The sequence below is a fragment of the Comamonas nitrativorans genome (assembly GCF_042654765.1).
GTDB lineage: Bacteria > Pseudomonadota > Gammaproteobacteria > Burkholderiales > Burkholderiaceae_C > Comamonas > Comamonas nitrativorans.
This window is the reverse complement of record NZ_JBHSEW010000007.1, coordinates 15,790-35,637: the sequence shown is the minus strand read 5'-3', so window position 1 is coordinate 35,637 and position 19,848 is coordinate 15,790. Positions and strand designations below refer to the sequence as shown.

The following is a 19,848-nucleotide window of genomic DNA, read 5'->3' as shown; positions in this document are numbered from 1 at the left end:
TTTTAATGAAGCTCTCCCCCCATTCCTCGCTTTGGCTGCAATGGCTGCTGCTGGCAGCGCTGTTGAGTGCCCTGGTCGTCAGCCAAAGCCAGCCCGGGCAGCTGGGCAGCGCCAATGCCTGGCTGCAGGACCGCATCACCCGCCTGCACGCGCAGGCGCCCGCGCCGGAGGTGGTGCTGGTGCTGGCCGATGACCGCAGCATCGCCGCCATTGGCCGCTGGCCCTGGCGCCGTGCCCTGCACGCGCAGGTGCTGCGCCACATCGGCCAGGGGCAGCCGCAGTCGATCGGCCTGGACTTCCTGCTCACCGAAGAAGACCTGGACTACCCCGAGGACGACTGGCTGCTGGCCCAGGCCATCGCCGCCAGCGGCCGGGTCGTGCTGCCCGTGGTGCCGGCCGGGGACGAGACTTTCCAGCCGCTGCCCGCGCTGGCCGAGGCCGCTGCCGCGCTGGGGCATACCCAGGTGCTGCCGGATGCCGATGGCAGCGTGCGGCGCTTTCACCCCTGGCAGGGGGCGCTGGCGGCGCCCTGGCCCCACTTCACCACCGCCATGCTGTGCGTCGAACACCCCGACCGGAGTGCGTGCCGGCGCCCGGCCAGCGCACAGGCGCTCCAGGCAGCGCCGCTGATCGGCTTTGCCCGCAGCCAGCCGACGTTTATCCGCTACGCCTACCTCGACGTGCTCCAGGGCAAGATTCCGGCCAGCGCCTTTCGCAACAAGCACGTGCTCATCGGCAGCAATGCCACCGGGGTGGCCACCACGGCAGCCACCCCGGGCGCCCCTGGCCAGGCTCGCATGAGCAATGTCGAGCTGCTGGCCCACACCCTGCACAGCAGCCTGACGCAAAGCCACCTGCGTAGCGCCGCGACCGGCACCAACGCGCTGGTCAATCTGGCCTGGGTGGGCGCCGGGTTGCTGGCGGTGTTGCTGCTCAGCCCTTCCAGCGCCCTGGCGGCCTGCTGCATCCTGGCCGTGCTGGCATTGGCGCTGGCCTGGAGCGTGGCCGTGGTGACCGGCGTGGTGCTGCAACCGGCGGCGGCGCTGCTCGGTCTGGCCACGGCCTACCCGTTGTGGAGCTGGCGGCGCCAAACTGCCGCCCTGCATTTTCTGGAGGCGGAGCTGCGCACCCTGGAGCAGCAGGGAATGCGCCTGCCTGCGGCCCCGCGTGGCCGGGGGGATTTCATGCAGCAGCACATCGTGCTGGTCGATCAGGCCCTGCAGCAGATGCAGCACCTGCAAACCCAGCGCGAACAGGCCATGCGCTTCATCTCGCACGACGTGCGGGCGCCGGTCAGCGCCTTGCTGACCGAAATCGAGCTGGAGCGCCACGGGATGCTCCCTGCCGACGGCCCCCCGTTGCTGGAACGTATCGAGCGCAACGCCCAGAGTGCCCTGCGTCTGGCCGACGATTTCGTTCACCTGGCCCGCACGCTGGAGCAGCCCTCCATCCGGCGCGAAGCGGTCGAACTGGGCCTGCTCGTCGACCAGGCGCTGGACGACACCTGGGCCAAGGCCACGGCTGCGCAAATACGGCTGAACTGGCTGCCGCAGGAGCAGGAGGCCCTGGTCGCCGGCGACCCCAGCCAATTGCGCCGCGTGCTGGTGAACCTGCTGACCAATGCCATCAAATACAGCCCGGCGGGCAGCGAGATCGACATCCACCTGCAATGGGTGCCGACGGGCTGGACGATCACCATCGCCGACCAGGGGCCGGGCATCGACGCGGAAGCCCTGCCACGCCTGTTCACCCCGTTTGCCCGGCAAAAACGCCATGAGGACAACGCCATCGCCGGTATCGGCCTGGGGCTGGCCTACGTCCACACCGTGGTGCAGCAGCATGGCGGCAGCATCACCGCTGGCAATCGCCCCGAAGGCGGTGCGGTGTTCACCCTGACGCTGCCCGCGCAGGCATGAAAAAAGCCCCAGAGTGGTGACTCTGGGGCTTGTTCATATGGTGCGGCTGGCAGGAATCGAACCCACGACCCCTTGGTTCGTAGCCAAGTACTCTATCCAGCTGAGCTACAGCCGCGAAGCCTGCAATTCTATATTGAAAATCGCCGCTGTTTTGCAAAAAGCAGTTTTTTTCTTTACCGCACCGGCTGCGCCACGGCGCCGGACTCCTGTACGGGGGCACCGGATGCCGCCGGGGCATCGGTGGTTTCGGGCTGCGCCGGCTGGGTCTGGTAGCGGGCCAGTTCGTCTTCCGTGATCACCTCGAAGACGCGCACTACCTTGCGCACGTCGTTCACGCCCCGGGCGATTTCCGCCGCCCGCTTGGACTCGCGGGCCGTGACGATACCCATCAGGTACACCACCTGCTGCTCGGTCACCACCTTGAGCGTGTTGGCCTGCAGGTCCTTGGCATCGACAAAGCTGGCCTTGACCTTGCTGGTGATGAACGCATCCTTGGTGCGCTGCCCCAGGGCCGAAACCATGGGCACCACCTCCAGCTCATTGACCACGGTGCGCACGTTCTCGATGCCGGCGGCCAGCGTTTGTGCCCTGGCCTTGTCGTCGGCCGTGCGCACTTCGCCGGTGAGCAGTACCACCCGGTTGAAGCTGGTGGGGACGATGCGCCCGGCCTCCGGCATCTGCTCGCGCACCTGGGCGTTGAATTTCTGCTCGATGCGCCCGTCTTCCAGCTGCATCCCGGACGTGCGCCGGTCGGCGGCCACCAGCACCGCCCCCGTCGCCCCGGTGCCGACCAGCAGCGGCACGCATCCGGCCAGGCCCAGCGCTCCGGCAGCGGCCAGCACGCCCAACGCGGCGCGGCGCGGCAGTGTTTTCGTGTTCATAACATCTCCTGTTCACCCAATAGTTGCACATCAATGCCGTCGCACAGGCAATGCACCAGCAGGGTCTGCGCTTCCCGCACCCGTGCCGCCCGCTCGTGGGGGACGCACACCAGCACGTCCAGCTCGCGCATCCTGGCGGCCACGGCGCCGCCGGTATGGCCGGTCAGCGCCACCACCATCAGGTCGCGTTCGTGGGCCGCGTCGATGGCTTCGAGCAGGCTGGCCTCGTTGCCGCCGACGGTCAGCACCAGCAACACGTCCCCGGCCTGCCCGAGCGAGCGCACCTGCCGCGCCAGGTAATGCACCGACGGCTGGCTGGCCGTGCCCAGGTAGCCCGCTTCCGAAGACAGCGCCATGGCGGCCAGCTCCGGGCGGTCGCGCTCGAAGCCGGTAACGCACAGCGTGGCGAACATTTGCGCCTGCACCGCGCATACGCCCGCGCCGCAGGCCAGGATCTTGCCGCCTCCGGTGATGCTGGCCGACATGGCATGGACGGCGGCCACCAACGGCCCCTCCAATCCTTGCGCGGACTGGTACTTCAAATCGGCACTGTCGATAAAGTGCTGCTGGATTCTTTGCTCAAGCATAGGGCGGCAATGATAGCGATGCCCCGGCCACCACAGCCGGGGCGGTACGTAACAAAAGGGGCAAACTGTACCGAAAGAATGGCTGGGCAAGGCCGGGATCGGGAACGCCTGGCTACGCGGCATCGAATGCGGCAGGCAGCCATTGCACCTGCTGGCCCTGCACGGTCACCACGTCGAACCGGCTGGGCCGGTCGCCGCCATGGCGCAGCCACCAGTGGCGGGCGGCGAAAACGATCCGTGCCCGCTTGGCCGCGCCGATGCTGGCCGCCGCCCCGCCAAAGGCGTTGCTGCTGCGGCTGCGCACCTCGACGAAGACCACGGTGCCGTCCGGCGCCTGGCAGATCAGGTCGATCTCCCCGCCGCCGCGTCCCGGGGTTCGATAATTGCGCTGCAACAGCCGCAGTCCCTGCGCCTGCAAGTACGCCCAGGCCCGGTCTTCCGCCTGCCGGCCGCGTTCGGTACTGGCCGGGGCCGGCCTCTTTTTTCCAAGGAATTGCATTGAGCACCTTTTTCGCTACCGCCTTGCCTGCGGCCCAGGCCGTTGCCGGGCCGCAAACCTATCCTACCGGGGCCTTGTACGTCATTGCCACCCCGATTGGCAACCTGGCCGACATCAGCCTGCGGGCGCTGCATGTGCTGCAACTGGTCGATGCCATTGCCTGCGAGGACACGCGCCACACGCAAAGCCTGCTGCGCAGCTACGGGCTGGAACGCCCGGGGGCGCAACTGCTGGCCGTCCATCAGCACAACGAGGCGCAGGCCGCGCAAGGCATCGTCGAGCGCCTGCGGCAGGGCCAGCGCATCGCCTACGTGAGCGATGCCGGTACGCCCGGCGTGAGCGACCCCGGCGCCCGCCTGTGCGCCCAGGTGGCGGCGGCCGGGCTGCGCAGCATTCCCCTGCCGGGGGCCAGCAGCATTACCAGTGCGTTGAGCGTGGCCGGCTGCGTGCCGCCGCAGGGCGACAGTGCCGGGTTCGTGTTTCACGGTTTTCTGCCGACCAAGGCAGCCGAGCGGCAGGCAGCCATCGCCGCCCTGGCGCAGGAAACACGTTGTGTCGTGCTGCTGGAGGCGCCGCACCGCATCCACGATCTGGCACGCTTGCTCACGGTTTTGGGAGCGCGTCCCGTAACTATGGCAAGGGAAATAACCAAACAGTTCGAGCAAATCACCACCCTGCCTGCGCAAGAAGCTGCAAATTGGATAGCGCAAGAGCCGCAGCGCAGCAAGGGCGAGTTCGTCGTCGTGCTGCACCCGATGGCAGCGGCGCAGAACGATGCCGCCGACCATGACCGCGTGCTGCAACTGCTGCTGGCCGAGCTGCCGACGAAGACGGCGGTCAAGCTGTGCGCCGAAATCACCGGGGCCAGCCGCAATGCCTTGTACGAGCGGGCGCTGGAATGGAAAAACGCTGGCTGATTCGGCCAGCGTTTGCGTCGCTACTGTCGTCCGGCGCGGTGGTTTTATCCCAGCCGCGCCCGGTGGCGTGCCAGTTGGCTGCGCACCTGCGCCGGGGCGGTGCCGCCCAGGGTGTTGCGGGCGTTGAGCGAGCCTTCCAGGCTCAGCACGGCAAACACGTCGTCGGCCACGTTGGGGTTGAAGGCTTGCAGCTCGGCCAGGGAAAGTTCGCTCAAATCCACGCCTTTTTGCGCCGCCAGCTTCACGGCGTGGGCTACGGTTTCGTGCGCGTCGCGGAAGGGCAGGCCTTTTTTCACCAGGTAGTCGGCCAGGTCGGTGGCAGTGGCATAGCCCTTTTGCGCGGCGGCCCGCATCGCCTGGGCGTTGACGGTGATGCCGCCTTCCTTGCAGCCGGTGTGTGGGTTGACCTGGCCGCCGACCATTTCGGCAAAGATGCGCAGCGTGTCCTTCAAGGTGTCCACGGTGTCGAACAGCGGTTCCTTGTCTTCCTGGTTGTCCTTGTTGTAGGCCAGGGGCTGGCCTTTCATCAGGGTGATGAGGCCCATCAGGTGGCCCACCACGCGGCCGGTCTTGCCCCGGGCCAGTTCGGGCACGTCCGGGTTTTTCTTCTGCGGCATGATGCTCGACCCGGTGGTGAAGCGGTCGGCAATTTTGATGAAGCCGAAGTTCTGGCTCATCCACACGATCAGCTCTTCGGACAGGCGCGAGATGTGCACCATCACCAGGCTGGCGGCGGCGGAAAACTCGATGGCGAAGTCGCGGTCGGAGACGCCGTCCAGGCTGTTCTGGCACACGCCCTCCATGCCCAGGGTGGTGGCCACGCGCTCGCGGTCCAGGGGGTAGGTGGTGCCGGCCAGGGCCGCGCTGCCCAGGGGCAGCACGTTCACGCGCTTGCGCACGTCCAGCATCCGCTGGGCATCGCGCTCGAACATTTCCACATAGGCCAGCAGGTGGTGGGCAAAGCTGACGGGCTGGGCCACCTGCAGGTGGGTAAAGCCGGGCAGGATGACTTCGACATTGTTTTCCGCCACTTCCACCAGCGCCAGCTGCAGCGCCCGCAGCAGCTCGACGGTGACGTCGATCTCGCCGCGCAGCCACAGGCGTACGTCGGTGGCCACCTGGTCGTTGCGGCTGCGGCCCGTGTGCAGGCGCTTGCCGGCGTCGCCGACCAGGGCGGTGAGGCGGGCCTCGATGTTCAGGTGCACGTCCTCCAGGTCGAGCTGCCAGTCGAACTGGCCCGCTTCGATCTCCTGCGTGATCTGCGCCATGCCCTTTTGGATGGCGGCGTAATCCTCGGGGCCGATGATGGCCTGGGCGGCCAGCATTTCGGCGTGCGCCAGGCTGCCCGCGATATCTGCCTGCCACAGGCGCTTGTCAAAAAACACGCTGGAGGTGTAGCGCTTGACCAGATCGCTCATGGGTTCGGAAAACAATGCCGACCAGGCCTGGGCCTTGGTGGCCAGCTGGTTGGAAGAGGGTTGGGAGCGCGTCAGGTCGGACATGGGGCAATAATTTCCAGAAAAGAGAGAACACACGGCATCCGCCATCCAGATACCTATGCGTCTCATGCAAAAGACTGAAATTCTACCCAGCCCACCCCTGGTCACTTCCGGTTGGATTTTTGACACCTGCCAGCTCGGTGTGGTGCTGCGGGCCGTGCTGGCGGTGCAGCTGGTGCTGGTGCTGGCGGCCGCGTACACCAGCACCGGCCTGGCCCAGTGGCTCATGCAGGCGGCCTGGCTGACCAGCGGCGGCCTGTGCGGCAGCCTGGCCTGGCTGCTGCTGACCTGCGCGGCCAAGCGCTGGCTGCAACGGTTGACGCTGCCGTGGCAATACGCCATCGGCATGGGGCTGGGTGCCCTGGCGGGGGGCTACGCCAGCGCGATTCTTCACTTTACCGACGATCTGCCCTGGGCACACTGGGCGGCCAATCTGGCCGTGGGCAGCCTGCTGGCCGCAGGCGTCATGGGCTGGCTTTTGTTGCGCAGCCATGCCCGCACCCCGGCGGCAACGACGGCGCAACTGGCGCTGCTGCAGGCGCGGATTCGGCCCCATTTCCTGTTCAATGCCTTGAACAGCGCCATCGCCCTGGTGCGCTCCGATCCCGCGCTGGCGGAACAATTGCTGCAGGATTTGAGCGACTTGTTCCGCGCCACCCTGCAAGAGCCGCGCAGCACCATCGCCCTGGCCGACGAGGTGGAACTGGCTAGGCGCTATCTGGATATCGAGCAGTTGCGCTTTGGCCCGCGAATGCAGGTGCGCTGGGACATCGACCCCGCCGTGCTGCACGTGGCCGTGCCGCCGCTGCTGCTCCAGCCGTTGGTGGAAAACGCCGTCAAACACGGCGTGGAACCGGCCGAACAGGGGGCGCAAATCCGCATCAGCCTGCGCCGCCACCGCCAGTCCCATGCGCTGCTGACCGTGACCAACACCCTGGCCGGGCACAGCGCCCCCGGTCTGGGCATGGCGCTGGCGAACGTGCGCCACCGTCTGCAACTGCTCTACGATATGGATTTCCAATTGCACCTGCGCCACAAGGCCCATGCGTTTCAGGTGCAGTTGCGCCTGCCATTGACGCCCCGGCCCTTGCCGCCTTCGCCTGCCCATGCACATTCTGATCATTGACGACGAACCGCTGGCCCGCAGCCGCCTGCGCCACCTGCTGGGCGACTGCATGGCCCCCGGTGCGCCCTGGGTCGTGAGCGAAGCGGCCAACGCCAGCCAGGCCATGCAGCTGTTGCCGGGCCAGCCCCCGGTGCAAGTGGTGCTGCTGGACATCCAGATGCCCGGCGCCAATGGCATGAGCCTGGCCTTCACCCTGCAACAACTGCCGGCGCCGCCTGCCATCATTTTTGTTACCGCGCACAGTCAGTACGCAGCCCAGGCGTTCGACGTGCAGGCGTGCGATTACCTGACCAAGCCCGTGCGCCTGGAGCGCTTGCAGCAGGCGCTGGCCAAGGCGCAAAAAATGCTTCCGCCCGTCGATGCCACGCCGGCCCCGACGCTGGCCGCCACCGCGCCGGGCCGCAGCCTGCCGATTCCATTGGCGCAGGTTGTCTGCGTCAAGGCCGAGCTGAAAATGCTCACGGTGCATACCGTCACCGGCTGTCATGTGCTGGAGGGCAGCCTGCTCGACCTGGAACAGCGCTACCCGCTGCAACTGCTGCGCGTACACCGCAGCGCGTTGGTCAATCCGGCCTTCATCCGGGGGTGGGAGCGGCACGACGGCGCAAGCCCCGGCGAGGGCTGGAGCCTGCGCCTGCACGGCCTGGCGCAGCCGGTGCCCGTCTCGCGCCGGCAGTTGCCGGCGGTGCGCAAGGCGTTGGGGGGCGTCGGGAATTAAAGTCCTTGCCTGCCAGGGCCTTGATTACAATTTGCCGGTTTGGCTATTTTTCTCCCCCCTCTCTTACCTTTCCCCACGCGCCCATGAAGATTTTTCTCCACCCCCTGCACTCGTTGCGCCGTGTGGTACTGGTTTCGTTTCTCCTGGGCGCGGCTGTTGCGCACGCCGATAACGCGGACATTACGGAACTGCTGAAAAGCAACCAGTCCCAGCAGGCACTCAAGCTGCTCGACCAGCGTCTGGCGGCTACCCCCAAAGACCCCCAGTTGCGCTTCCTGCAGGGGGTGGCCTTGGCGATGGACAACAAGAACAAAGAGGCGATCGACACTTTCAGCCGGCTGACCGAGGAATACCCCGAGCTGCCCGAGCCGTACAACAACCTGGCCGTGCTTTACGCCAACCAGAACCAGCTCGACAAGTCGCGCCAGGCGCTGGAGCAGGCCATCCGCACCAACCCCAGCTATTCCACCGCCCACGAGAACCTGGGGGATATTTATGCCAAGCTGGCCAGCCAGGCGTACAGCAAGGCCTTGCAGCTGGACGGCAGCCATGCCGATTCGGTCAAGCCCAAGCTGGCCCTGATTCACGACCTGTTCTCCACCGGCCCGGGCAAGGCAAAGGCTGCGGGGCCGGCAACACCGTCCGTCTCCGCACCGCAGCCGCCCGCCCAGGCGGCCGTTGTGGCCGTGGCACCTGCCGCGCCCGTGGCGCCGGTCGCTGCCGCTCCCGAACCTGCTTCCGCTCCGGCCACGGCAACACCGGCAACGCCTGCTGCCCCGGCAGCAGCCAAGGCCGCTGCCGAAACCGCCGGTACGCCTGCAACGGCTGCTGCCAAGGTGGAAACGGCCAGTGCAGGCAAGAGCGCACCTGCCGCCACCGAGGCGGTGGAAGCGGCGGTACACGCCTGGGCCAAGGCCTGGGAGTCGAAAAACATGGCCGGCTATCTGGCCGCGTACAGCCCGGACTTTCAAACCCCGGGCAAGCAAAGTCGCAAACGCTGGGAAGAAGAGCGCCGCGTCCGCATCGTGGGCAAGAGCGCCATCAGCGTGCAACTGTCCGATCTGACCGTGCAGATGCCGCAACCGGATCAGGCGACCGTACGCTTTTCGCAGCATTACAAAGCCGGTAACCTGGATACCCGCAGCCGCAAGACCTTGCTGCTCGAACAGCGCAGCGGCCAGTGGCTGATCGTGCGTGAAACCGTGGGCAACTGATACGGGCCTGTTGGAACCATCCGCCGTGTAGACGTTTTCTTCTGCGCGGCGATTATTTTTTTTTGACTCATTTTGTTTCATTTACTTTCAAATACTGCCATTTTTTGCGTATTGCGCCAGCGCCTTTGCCTGGGGCTGCTGACTGTCTGCCTGCTGCCGCCGACCGCGCTGGGCGGGCCACCTGCGGCGGATGCGTTGCGTGATGGCCAGGCCGAGCAGCGGCTGATGCAGGTGCTGGCACTCACCAGCGCCGGCCTGACCGCCCAGGCTCTGCCGCTGGCCGAAGAACTGGTGCGCGAGTACCCGAACTTCCAGCTGGCGCAACTCGCCCTGGGGGATTTGCTGCTGGCGCGAACGCATGGGCTGGCCACCTTCGGCAATACCGATGCCCCGAACGAACAGACGCAAACGACGCTGCACGCCCTGCGGGTGGAATCGTTGCGCCGGATTGCCGCCCAGAAACAGGGGCTGGCCCCGCCGCTGGGCAGTATTCCGGCGCAGTTTGTCCAGTTGCCCCGCAACTTCCGCCACGCCATCGCCATTGATGCGGCGCTGTCGCGCCTGTACCTGCTGGAAAACGGCCCCGAAGGGCTGCGTGTCGTGGCCAATTACTACGCCTCGGTCGGCAAGCTGGGCATCGACAAGACGCTGGAAGGCGACCAGCGCACCCCGCTGGGGGTGTATTTCATCACCAGCAACCTCGACCCGAAAACGCTGGACAAGTTTTACGGCGCCGGCGCCCTGCCCCTGAATTACCCCAATCCGCTGGACGTGCGGCGCGGCAAGACCGGCCACGGCATCTGGCTGCACGGCACGCCGCCGGAACAGTTCGCCCGCGCCCCCCAGGCCACCGATGGCTGCGTCGCATTGGCCAATCCGGACCTGGAGCGCCTGCTGCGCACGGTGCAGCCCCGCACGACCCCGGTGGTCATCGCGCCCATGCTGACCTGGGTGCAGCCCCAGGCCCTGGTTCCGGAGCGGGAAGCGTTTACGGCAGTGCTGGCCGCGTGGCAGCAGGCCCGGGCCGATGGCGCACTGGCCTCGGTACTGGACTTTTATGCGGAGGATTTCCAGGGGCCGAAAAAAGCGAATCTGGCCGCCTGGCGCAACCAGCTCCAGACCGAGCTGGCCAAGCAGCAGGGCCGCCCATTGCAGCTCAAGGATTTGTCGCTGCTGCACTGGCAGGACGCGGAGGACACCATGGTCGTCACCTTCGGTGCCGTGGTTCAGGGCGAGCGTACCGGCCCGGTCAAGCGCCAATACTGGCGTTACGAAGCCGCACAGGGCTGGAAGATTTTTTACGAAGCGACGATCGGGTAAGGCACTTTTCCCCATAAAAAAAGAGCTGCTACCGCTGGTATTTACTGGATTTCAGATAGTTTTATACCTGAAACCTTTTAAATACCAGCGGTGGCAGCTCCTTTTTTGAGATTGCTCCCGCTAAAACGTTTTAAGCAAACTCCACCAGCGCTTTTTTCATCTTCTTCATGGCCGCCACCTCGATCTGGCGGATGCGTTCGGCGCTGACGCCGTATTCGGCAGCCAGCTCGTGCAGCGTCATGCCGCCGCTGCCGTCGTCGTTCACCTGCAACCAGCGCTGCTCTACGATGCGGCGGCTGCGCTCGTCCAGCCCCTCCAGCGCGTGGGCAATGCCGTCGCTGGCCAGCACGTCGCGCTGGCGCGATTCGAGCATGGCCGTCGGCTCGTGATTGCTGTCGCTCAGGTAGGCAATGGGGCCGAAGGCGGCCTCGCCGTCGTCGCTGGGGCTGGGGTCCAGCAGCACGTCGCCCCCGGCCAGACGCGCTTCCATCTGCATGACTTCCTCGGGCTTGACGCCCAGCTTGCCAGCCATGGTGTCGACCTGTTCGGGTGTCAGCGTGTCGCGCAGCGTGGCGTCGTCGCCCAGTGCGGCGTCGGCCTGCATCCCCTGCTTCATCGAGCGCAGGTTGAAGAACAGCTTGCGCTGCGCCTTGGTGGTGGCCACCTTCACCATGCGCCAGTTCTTGATGATGTATTCGTGGATTTCCGCCTTGATCCAGTGCATGGCGTAGCTCACCAGCCGCACGCCCTGGTCGGGGTCGAAGCGCTTGACGGCCTTCATCAGGCCCACGTTGCCTTCCTGGATCAGATCGCCTTGCGGCAGGCCGTAACCCAGGTACTGGCGCGACAGCGAGATGACCAGACGCAGGTGCGACAGGATGAGCCGCCCGGCAGCGTCCAGGTCGTTGTGTTCCTTGAGCTTGCGGGCGTACTCCTGCTCCTCCTCCAGAGTGAGCATGGGCATCCGGTTGGCGGCACTGATGTAGGCATCCAGATTGCCCAGGGAAGGCAGCATCGCCCAGGGATTGGTGGGCGCCAAGGTCGTTGCAGTGCAAGCAGGGGTATGGGTCATCGCAATTCGTCCTTTCATCCAGCAGCGGATATTAGCACTCGATAGAGGTGAGTGCTAAAGGCAAAGTTCCTCGGGTTTCCTGGAATGGGCGGTTTTGGCGCAAGCCACCGACAGCCGGTCGCCCGCCTGCACCCCCCAATGCGCCACCGTGCCCGCAGGCAGCTCCAGCACATGCGCGGCACGCAGCCGCTGGTCGTTGGCCGGGTCGCGCCAGTGCTGCCCCAGACGCATTCCCCAGCGCGGCAGGCGGGCGGTGCCCGTCACCCGGTAAACCCCCTGTGTGTCTGGCCGTGCCAGGAACACGACGTCCAGCGGATAGCGCATGAAACAGCCATGCACACTGGTGCAATCCGTCAGCAGCAGCCCCTGCGGACAAGGCTGCACCTGCAAGGGTGCAGCCAGCATCAACCCCCTGAAGCGCCGCCAGAAGCTGCCAGCCAGCGCCACCTGCAACGCCTGGGGGCCAGCGGCAGTGACAAGCCGCGCAGGCAGATCGAAGGCCAGCCCCATCACAGCCCCGAGTGCATGAACTTCATCACGATCGGGAAGAACAGCACGATGAAGGTGCAGGGAAAGATGAAGGCAATCAGCGGGAACAGCATTTTTACCGGCGCTTCCATCGCCAGCTTTTCCGCCCGCAAGAAGCGCTCCGTGCGGCGCTGATCGGCCTGCACGCGCAGCACCGGCCCCAGGCTCATGCCCATGTTTTCTGCCTGAATCACCGCGCCGACAAAGCTGGCAATGCTCGGCTCGTCCAGCCGCTGCGCCATCGCCTTCAGGCTCTCTGCCCGGCCCTTGCCCGCCCGTACATCACGCAGCACCCGCTGAAACTCATTGCGCAGCACGCCACGCGGCCCCTTGCTCACGGCCTGCTGCATCGCCCCTTGAAAGTTCAGCCCCGCCTCCACACACAGCGTCACGATGTCCAGAAAAAACGGCAGCGTCTTGAGCATCTCGCTGCGGCGCAGCGCAATCTGATCCCTGAGCCACAGCGCCGGATACAACCACCCCAGCACCAGCCCCAGCAGCGCCACTTGCAGATACAACTCTGCCGTCAAAGACTCCTGCTTCATACCGGCAAACGTATTGGCCACCCACACCAGCAGCAACGCCACCACCAGCCCGCACACCCAGCGGCTGGCAGCAAACTGGGCCGGACTCAGGCTGTAATCCAGCCCCGCCTTGCGCAAGCGTGCCAGCAACGCGCTGTAGCGCGGCGCACGAATCAGCGGCTCGATGAAATACGCCACCCACTGCACCGGCCACCACACCAGCCGGAACCCCAGGGGCGGCGGGTCCTTGTACTGGCGATCTTCTTCGGGCACCTGCGCCACCGCCCGGCTCACCAGCCAAACCACCAACGCCACGGCCACACCCGCCGTCATGGCCACCGCCAGAATCACCCACGTCGTCGTATCCATCGTCTACCTCACACATCAATGGCAATGATCTTGCGGATCACGTAAATCCCCATCACCTCCAGGAACGCGATCACCGCCAGCGTGGCCCAGCCCAGCTCGGTATGCCACAGCATGGCCATGCCCTCCGGCTCCATATGGTTGAGTACCAGCATCAGAAACATCGGCAGCATCCCCACCACCCAGGCCTGCAGCTTGCCCTGTGCCGTCAGCGCCTTGATCTTGCCCTCCATCTGCAAACGGCTGCGGATCGTATGGGCCGTGCGCTCCAGCGTCTGCGCCAGACTACCCCCAGTCTCCAGCGCAATACGCATTGCCGACACCACCAGAATGTTCGTCTGCGTCGGCACCCTGCGGCTCAAATTGGCCAGCGCCTGCTCCAGCGGCACCCCCATGCGCTGCTCGCGCAGCATCAACCCAAATTCCTGACCCAAAGGCGCTGGGGACTCACGCACCAACTGCCCGATTGCCGTGCCCAAACCGGCCCCCGCCTGCATGCTGCCCGACAAAGCCATCAGCGCATCGGGCAATTGCGCCTCGTACCGGGCCAGCCGCTTCAGCCGCATCCACCGGTACAGCACCCTGGGCATCAGCGCCATCACGGCAAACACCGCCAGCGCAATCACCACCGACCCCGTCACCAGCCACACCAGCATCCCGCCCAGTCCCATCAACCCCAGATTGGCTAGAAACAGCTTCTGCGGATCGATGAACAGAAAAAACTCGCGGGCCTGAAACTGGGCCTTTTCCGTGAACGTCGCCTGGTAGCGTTTGAGGGTATTTGTCCCCAGGTCAATGGCAAACCAGGCCAGTAGCGCGGCAGCCACTGAAAAAATGCCGATTACCAGCGTAGGAATGATGAAATTTTTATCCATTGTCGTGTTGCTTCAATACCTAAATCAGAAAAAATATGGCAATTGGCTTCAATGCAGCCTACTTTAATTTTTTGCAATCGGCCTGCATATCTTCCGTAGTACAAATCGTGGATTTCTGCTCCGCACTCAAATCTGCCCAACGTGACCTGAATAAAGAACCAAACAGATGTTGCTTCCAGCGACGTTGCATCAATGTATTCAAGTGCTGTTCATCCAGAATTATTTGCTTGTTATTGATCAATGCCTTGTCGATCTGGAAAATTTCATCATTCAGAAAATTTTCCACTTGGTCTGCCGTAAAAGTATAATATCTAGCCAAAATGGGATATAAATCTTCATTTTTTGTTTTTAATATTTCTTCTACCCATTGCGAGGGTATTTCTTCTTTTTTGAATAATGATTGCTCTAAATTTTTGCTGCTGGGTAATCCTAATTTGGCCAGCACAGCATCGTCCTTTGCTTCATCCACACGGCATAGCAAACTTACTCCCCCTGGCGTAGGTAAGCCATCTCCGAATGGAAGTAGACCTTCCACCAGAAAAATCTTCCAATGCCAACTTGGCGTCAGGCGTTCAACCCCCCATTTTTTGACAGACTTTGGAAAGTTATCCCATTCCTCATCAAACTCATCGTGCGGAATGGGATGAAACCCTTTTTCCTGTAAAGCTTTGCTAAGTTCTTCTACGCGTGCAAGACGTGACCAAGCCATTGTTGCTTTCCACCAGATAAAAACTTTGTCAAACTGTACACCTAAAGCCGGAACTGACCAAGGTAGGAAGCTTGGTTCGTCTAGGTTTTTATTAGCTGTTTCCCAAAGCTTAAATTCAGTTGAGTCGAATAATGCTTCTTCTGCTTTACGTTGCTGTGAATCATGAATCGCCGGTGGCATATCACAGGTAATCCTTGGCCCCAGGGCATGTTCAATCAGCGTTTGAAGTGCTGGAGAGGGTACATCCTGTGGTATTTTAGAAGATGTATCTGCCATCGCAGTCGTCATTCCGCCCACTAAACCAATGGCGTAAAGAAAATATTTTATGGATTTTTTCATTATTAATCTTTCTTCTTTGAATTACTACATCTCTAGTCCTGCAAACACATAACTGTGCTGACTATTTGGCAACCAACGGTTAGTTGCAAGAGGACTGTGCGTGGTGAGCATGAGAAAAAATGTTTCTGCTATGAATAAGAAAACTGTCAGCGCTTGTAGATAAAGAGATTTATAGTGATTTATATATAAATATCAATGTATACAAGCGGTAGTAGCTACTTTTATGATAGTAAATGATTAATAATCCATTTCTATCTTTTTGCCGGTTTTAGGATCGATTTGCCAACCTTTTCTGCGGACCTGTTGAAGTTTTCCGTTGATCATTCTAAAAAGAATCTGTTTTTCACAAAAGTCACCACCAATCATTATGTCGTCATCTGTTGCATAAGAGCGTCCGTATTCATCTTTCTTCCAAGGATAATTATTTCCATTCCTTATTTCCCACCCTACCAAAATAGTCTCCGGTGTCATACGCAATTTAAGTTTAAGAGAACCTTTATATTTCCGGATGCGATACAGCACTTCGTCCGGAATGCGGGTAGCGACGGGAACAATAACATCGACCTCCGGTGGGCCTTGGTAGCCTTGCTTATCCCAGTAGTGGCCTGGAAGTTTTTTAGGAATGGTTGCGGAGAATCTTTGGTAACGTAAATATTTTGGTATGGGTAAGCCATATTTTTCATCGCCAAAATAAGCACTGGTGCCGCTTTTTTTGGGAAAGTAAATTCCAAGAAGGGGGCCAAACAATTTCCCATTGGGTTGGTAGACAAGCTGCCGCATATCGGTGTCATAAGTGGCGCTCACCAGAAGCTCTCCTCCTCCAGATATTCCTCTGAACTTATGGCGCAGTGCTTTATCTTCTTCACTTAACCCAAATCGCTCAGAGGATTGTTGGGTGCCCACAGCACAGCCCCAAAGGGGGAGTGTTGTCAGGACAACCAAGGATTTTCTACGCGGCAGGAATGGATTTTCTTTGGACATCAATCAAACCTCCTGTTTATTAAAGTTCATAGCCATTGTCCAGCAGCCAGCGGATATAACTGGGTAGATCGACCGTGCCAGTACGATTACAGTTTCCTGGCGTGGAAGGTGTGCATGGTTTGTTTTTGGACGGTGCGCGGTCTTGCAGCTCCGGTATTTTGTTACTGGGCATGTTGCTTTGTGGCGTGGGGATACCGTCTTTATCTTTGCCCCGGTCGTCGTAGTGAATGAACCGATAGGTGTCAGCATTGACCATGCTGGTGGCGCCACCTGTTTGATTGGCATTGCTAAAACTTTGGGTACGCTGGGTACTGCCACCGACTGCGCCCCGCACCTCCCGGTCTTCTACAGGGAATTTGTAGGTTTCGTATTCGACATCCGGGTAGGTATTAGTATTTCCTGTTGGAATTTTTATGACGATTTCTGACGGTGCAGTATTGGGATTGCCAAAGCGCATGGTATTGGCTTGGTCGTGCAATACGGCAGTTCCTTGCATATCTATGTTGAAGCTCTCGTCCATTTGAACTCCTGCATTGACAGCCTGACGCAGCATCCAGGCCAGGGCCACGTCAGAGAGTACACCGCCATCGGTATAGCCGCCGCCAATATCCGAGTGCGCCCCGATAAAGCCCAGCTCTATGCGTATCTGGCCGGGGGTGCTGCTGCTGGCCCCAATGGATTGCAGCGGAAAGCCGCCATAGTGGTCGTCCTGGGGTAAGTGCAGACGTGTTTTATCCCACGAGGGGAAGTTCCTGATTGGGGCGGTCCAAAATGCTTCCTCCCCCGCTGGGCCAGTGCTGCGATGTTCATTCAAGGCCACGGCATGGGCCACATATTCGAACTGGCTGGGAATGGAAAGGTTATAGCTGGCTTCACTAAAATTTGTGGACAGCACGGTGTCAAAAATCCCCATGAATCGAAAATTGACAACTTGGCAGCCCATAATAGGATTGCCAGCCTCATCAAAGCTTAATCTACCAGTATTTGGGTCATGCTTCTGATACCAAATAGCCCCATCTTTAAGCATTCCCACCAGTCGGTTCGCAAAATCCCGTGCCTGGGCAGCGCCCCGGCTGAATCCCACAATGTCGATATTCATCGCTTCGTTGTTATTTTCAAATGCTTCGGCGGCATCCACAAAATACAATAGCATTCGCTCAATGCGTGCCGGGCCAGAGTAATTGCCGCCACGGTCTGGAATCTTTGCGATGAAAGGCACAATGGTTTTATCGTAGTCCTTGGAAATAATATCGCCATAGTTATCACGGCCCTTATGGTCGGTCCCTACGCCTGTGACATATTTTGTTCCACCGTCATCTCTATATAAATCTCGGAAATTGACTACATTGGTCAGAGCATTTCGGTCACTCTCATCATTCCCCGTCCCATCAAACGCAAACAGCACCAGCCCATCCGGGTCAATCCACCCCAGCGGGTTATTGGCCACATAGGCATAGGCATTCGGCCCATCGGGGTGGCCCAGCGGGTCGGGCGTTAAATACGCCCCCTGGGCCGGGTCGTAATAACGCTGGCGGTTGTAGTGCAGGCCGGTTTCTTCATCTGCATATTGCCCCGGCAGCCGGATATTCAGGGTGAAGTTGCTTTGTTGGTTTTGAATGGCCGCTGCCCCAAACGGCGCATAGCTGGCCTGCCACACCAGTTCACCGTTTTCGTTGGTGGCCGCTTCCGGCGCACCCAGGTGGTTGCTGTGGATATAGGCCAGGGTTGCGTTGCCGGGCAGATAGCTGGAGAGCAGCGCTTTGACGTCTGCCCACAGGCCGATGGTTTGTTCCAGCGGTTCAGGGCTTTCTTTTTCTGCTGCTTCGGGAACCGTTTGGGCCAGCTTGGCGCCTTTGGGCGTGTCGATGACGGCCAGCAGCAAATCGGCCAGATAGATGTATTGGCGTTGTATGTGGCCGCTGGCGTTCAGTTCTGCCAGCAGGTGGCGGTCTGCGCTGTAGAGGTAGCTGGTGGTGCGCCCGCCTGCGTCTTTGGCGATGCGCAGGCCCCGGTGGTCGTAGTGGTAGCGGGCGATTTCTTGCCGGGTTGTTTCGCCTGCATGAATGGAAGTCAAGCGCCCTAAAGCATCCCACTGGTAGCTGCGCTGGCCTTGCCCGGTGGGCTGGCCGTTGGCGTTGTAGGTGGTGGCGGCATCCTGGTGGGTGGGGCGGCCCTGGGCATCCCAATGGGTGCGGGTGGTGCCTGCCGTCAATTCATCCTGGCTGGCGGTGTGCTGGGCCAGTACCCGGCGCTGGTCCTGGTAGGCGTAGCGCCAGACCTGGGTGTCGGTGGCAGTGTCGGTGGTTGTGCTGGTCTGCACCCCGGCAACAAGCTGGCCTGCGCCGTCATAGGCCCAATAGCGTTGCTGTGCTGCACCTTGGTGGCGGCGCTGGCTGTGCAGCAGCAGGCCGTCGCCGCTCCACAGGTAGCGTTCGTCGAAGAAGGCCAGGGCGGCTGGGGTAGCGGGGGTGGTTGCGCTGGGTGCGGTGCTGGCCTGGGCATTGCCGATGCCCAGCAGGCGCTGCACGACCGAGGCGGTGGCGGGCCACAGGGGTGTTGGTGTTGTTGGGATGCGGGCCTGGGCCTGGGCCTGGGCGTGCAGTTGCCGTGGGCCTGCGCTGGGCCTGCTGTGGACGATGCCTGCCAGGGTGCCGGTGCCATCGCGCAGCCATTGGCTGTGGATGCCGTTGCCTGCGGTGTAGCTTTGCAGGCCGACCAGGTTGCGTTGCAGGTGGCTGGCAATGGCGTCTTCTGCGGCCAGTTTGCGCAGCCACGGTCTTTGCACGGGGCTGCGCACCAGGGCGGTGACTTGCCCCTGGCCGTTGCGCTGGTAGTGCAGCCAGCAGCCATCGGGCAGGGAGCTATCAGAAGGGCGGCACTGGATGCCGTGCGGGGTGAGCATGAGAACGAATGCTTTTACTATGAATAAGGAAGCTGCTAGCGCTTATAAATAAAGAGATTTATATTAATTTATATATGAATATCAATGTATGCAATCGGTAGTAGCTACTTTTATGATAGTAAATGGTTAATAATTCATTTTTATCTTTTGAAAATAGACTGATAGTTAATTAAAAATCTGTCTCGATACGTTCACCGGTTTTAGGGTCTATGTACCACCCTTTGCGCACCGTCTTGCCGTTGTAGATTTTTGCTTCTCTGAAGTCGCCGCCTGCAAAACTATGAACCGGGGCGACATAGACAGGATGTCCATAGTTATCCCGCTTCTTTGGATTGAAACCGGGGCGTCGCTCTATATCCCAACCTATCAAAATAGCATCCGACATTAAACGAATTTTAAGCCGCAACAATCCTTTGCGATCACGGCGCAGATCTGCCAGTAAATCATCAGGAATACGGCTGGCTACAGGCACTGTGACATCCACCAATGGCTCACCTTCGTACATGGGCCAACTGTGATGGGTGATGAATTTGGCATCGCTGGAGTATCTTAAATATCTTAAAAATTTAGGCATTGGCAATCTATCGGCTCCGCCCCCATAGGAGGAAATAGATGGTGATGTACCAAATACACCTGCTGCAAAAATCCAGTTATTCTCCATCAATAAGACAACGTCAGATAAACCTAATAATGCATCAATTCTTTTCTCACCACCATAAATGCCTTTGAATTTACACTTGAGCAAGGTATCAGGATTATCTTGAATGGCACTGGATTGTTGGCAGTGGTCACAGCCCGTAATGAAGGTGGCTAACCCTGGAATAGACAACCAACTTAACAACGATTGCATCAGCTTTCTTTTTTCGTGATTCATC

Annotated in this window: 18 protein-coding genes and 1 tRNA gene; 6 read left to right on the top strand and 13 right to left on the bottom strand. The window is 61.0% G+C overall.

Features of this window, described 5'->3' with window-relative positions; translation table 11 throughout:
- The first annotated feature begins 5 nt into the window (after window positions 1–5).
- Window positions 6–1,916 (top strand): CHASE2 domain-containing protein, encoded by a 1,911-nt coding sequence (locus tag ACFO3A_RS09010; protein ID WP_377725800.1) that lies wholly within the window; start codon window positions 6–8, stop codon window positions 1,914–1,916.
- A gap of 38 nt (window positions 1,917–1,954) precedes the next feature.
- Here ACFO3A_RS09010 and ACFO3A_RS09005 read toward each other — a convergent pair.
- The 4 genes from ACFO3A_RS09005 to ACFO3A_RS08990 all read right to left on the bottom strand — a co-directional run bounded on the left by ACFO3A_RS09005 (window position 1,955) and on the right by ACFO3A_RS08990 (window position 3,883).
- A tRNA-Arg gene (locus tag ACFO3A_RS09005) sits at window positions 1,955–2,031 on the bottom strand.
- 58 nt (window positions 2,032–2,089) lie between these two features.
- Window positions 2,090–2,797, bottom strand: a complete 708-nt coding sequence (locus ACFO3A_RS09000) for a BON domain-containing protein (protein WP_377725798.1) — start codon at window positions 2,795–2,797, stop codon at window positions 2,090–2,092.
- On the bottom strand, window positions 2,794–3,384 hold the full coding sequence (locus ACFO3A_RS08995) for an SIS domain-containing protein (protein WP_377725797.1): 591 nt from the start codon (window positions 3,382–3,384) through the stop codon (window positions 2,794–2,796). The genes ACFO3A_RS09000 and ACFO3A_RS08995 overlap by 4 nt, the downstream gene beginning before the upstream one ends.
- A gap of 112 nt (window positions 3,385–3,496) precedes the next feature.
- Entirely contained in the window at window positions 3,497–3,883 is a 387-nt protein-coding gene (locus ACFO3A_RS08990) for a YraN family protein (protein WP_377725795.1), read from the bottom strand.
- On the opposite strand from ACFO3A_RS08990, the gene rsmI reads away from it, so the two are divergent.
- The gene (gene rsmI / locus ACFO3A_RS08985; RefSeq protein WP_377725793.1) at window positions 3,883–4,800 is read left to right on the top strand and encodes a 16S rRNA (cytidine(1402)-2'-O)-methyltransferase; all 918 of its coding nucleotides are present in this window, start codon (window positions 3,883–3,885) and stop codon (window positions 4,798–4,800) included. The genes ACFO3A_RS08990 and rsmI overlap by 1 nt on opposite strands.
- 44 nt (window positions 4,801–4,844) lie before the next feature.
- Here the strand turns inward: rsmI and argH are convergent, their stop codons facing one another.
- On the bottom strand, window positions 4,845–6,302 hold the full coding sequence (gene argH, locus ACFO3A_RS08980) for an argininosuccinate lyase (RefSeq protein WP_377725792.1): 1,458 nt from the start codon (window positions 6,300–6,302) through the stop codon (window positions 4,845–4,847).
- Window positions 6,303–6,366: 64 nt separating this feature from the next.
- On the opposite strand from argH, the gene ACFO3A_RS08975 reads away from it, so the two are divergent.
- The 4 genes from ACFO3A_RS08975 to ACFO3A_RS08960 all read left to right on the top strand — a co-directional run bounded on the left by ACFO3A_RS08975 (window position 6,367) and on the right by ACFO3A_RS08960 (window position 10,677).
- Entirely contained in the window at window positions 6,367–7,425 is a 1,059-nt protein-coding gene (locus ACFO3A_RS08975; RefSeq protein ID WP_377725789.1) for a sensor histidine kinase, read from the top strand.
- Window positions 7,406–8,143 (top strand): LytR/AlgR family response regulator transcription factor, encoded by a 738-nt coding sequence (locus ACFO3A_RS08970; RefSeq protein WP_377725787.1) that lies wholly within the window; start codon window positions 7,406–7,408, stop codon window positions 8,141–8,143. Before ACFO3A_RS08975 ends, ACFO3A_RS08970 begins: the two co-directional genes overlap by 20 nt.
- 83 nt (window positions 8,144–8,226) lie before the next feature.
- Window positions 8,227–9,357: a nuclear transport factor 2 family protein gene (locus tag ACFO3A_RS08965; protein ID WP_377725786.1), complete on the top strand. Its 1,131-nt coding sequence runs from the start codon at window positions 8,227–8,229 to the stop codon at window positions 9,355–9,357.
- Window positions 9,358–9,468: 111 nt separating this feature from the next.
- Window positions 9,469–10,677, top strand: a complete 1,209-nt coding sequence (locus ACFO3A_RS08960; protein WP_377725784.1) for a L,D-transpeptidase family protein — start codon at window positions 9,469–9,471, stop codon at window positions 10,675–10,677.
- A gap of 130 nt (window positions 10,678–10,807) precedes the next feature.
- Here ACFO3A_RS08960 and rpoH read toward each other — a convergent pair whose 3' ends face one another.
- From rpoH to ACFO3A_RS08920, 8 genes are all read right to left on the bottom strand, one after another.
- The gene (gene rpoH / locus ACFO3A_RS08955; RefSeq protein ID WP_377725783.1) at window positions 10,808–11,749 is read right to left on the bottom strand and encodes an RNA polymerase sigma factor RpoH; all 942 of its coding nucleotides are present in this window, start codon (window positions 11,747–11,749) and stop codon (window positions 10,808–10,810) included.
- A 54-nt stretch (window positions 11,750–11,803) separates the two neighbouring features.
- Complete coding sequence (locus tag ACFO3A_RS08950) at window positions 11,804–12,259, bottom strand: DUF192 domain-containing protein (protein WP_377725958.1); 456 nt, start codon at window positions 12,257–12,259, stop codon at window positions 11,804–11,806.
- The gene (locus ACFO3A_RS08945; protein WP_377725780.1) at window positions 12,259–13,170 is read right to left on the bottom strand and encodes a type II secretion system F family protein; all 912 of its coding nucleotides are present in this window, start codon (window positions 13,168–13,170) and stop codon (window positions 12,259–12,261) included. Before ACFO3A_RS08945 ends, ACFO3A_RS08950 begins: the two co-directional genes overlap by 1 nt.
- An 8-nt stretch (window positions 13,171–13,178) precedes the next feature.
- Complete coding sequence (locus tag ACFO3A_RS08940) at window positions 13,179–14,042, bottom strand: type II secretion system F family protein (protein ID WP_377725779.1); 864 nt, start codon at window positions 14,040–14,042, stop codon at window positions 13,179–13,181.
- Between the two features lie 58 nt (window positions 14,043–14,100).
- The gene (locus ACFO3A_RS08935; RefSeq protein ID WP_377725778.1) at window positions 14,101–15,090 is read right to left on the bottom strand and encodes a hypothetical protein; all 990 of its coding nucleotides are present in this window, start codon (window positions 15,088–15,090) and stop codon (window positions 14,101–14,103) included.
- Between the two features lie 237 nt (window positions 15,091–15,327).
- Entirely contained in the window at window positions 15,328–16,071 is a 744-nt protein-coding gene (locus tag ACFO3A_RS08930; RefSeq protein ID WP_377725776.1) for a hypothetical protein, read from the bottom strand.
- A gap of 19 nt (window positions 16,072–16,090) precedes the next feature.
- A complete protein-coding gene (locus tag ACFO3A_RS08925) occupies window positions 16,091–18,973 on the bottom strand; it encodes an RHS repeat-associated core domain-containing protein (protein ID WP_377725774.1) in 2,883 nt (960 codons plus the stop codon).
- A gap of 169 nt (window positions 18,974–19,142) precedes the next feature.
- The gene (locus ACFO3A_RS08920; RefSeq protein ID WP_377725772.1) at window positions 19,143–19,847 is read right to left on the bottom strand and encodes a hypothetical protein; all 705 of its coding nucleotides are present in this window, start codon (window positions 19,845–19,847) and stop codon (window positions 19,143–19,145) included.
- Window position 19,848 lies beyond the last annotated feature (1 nt).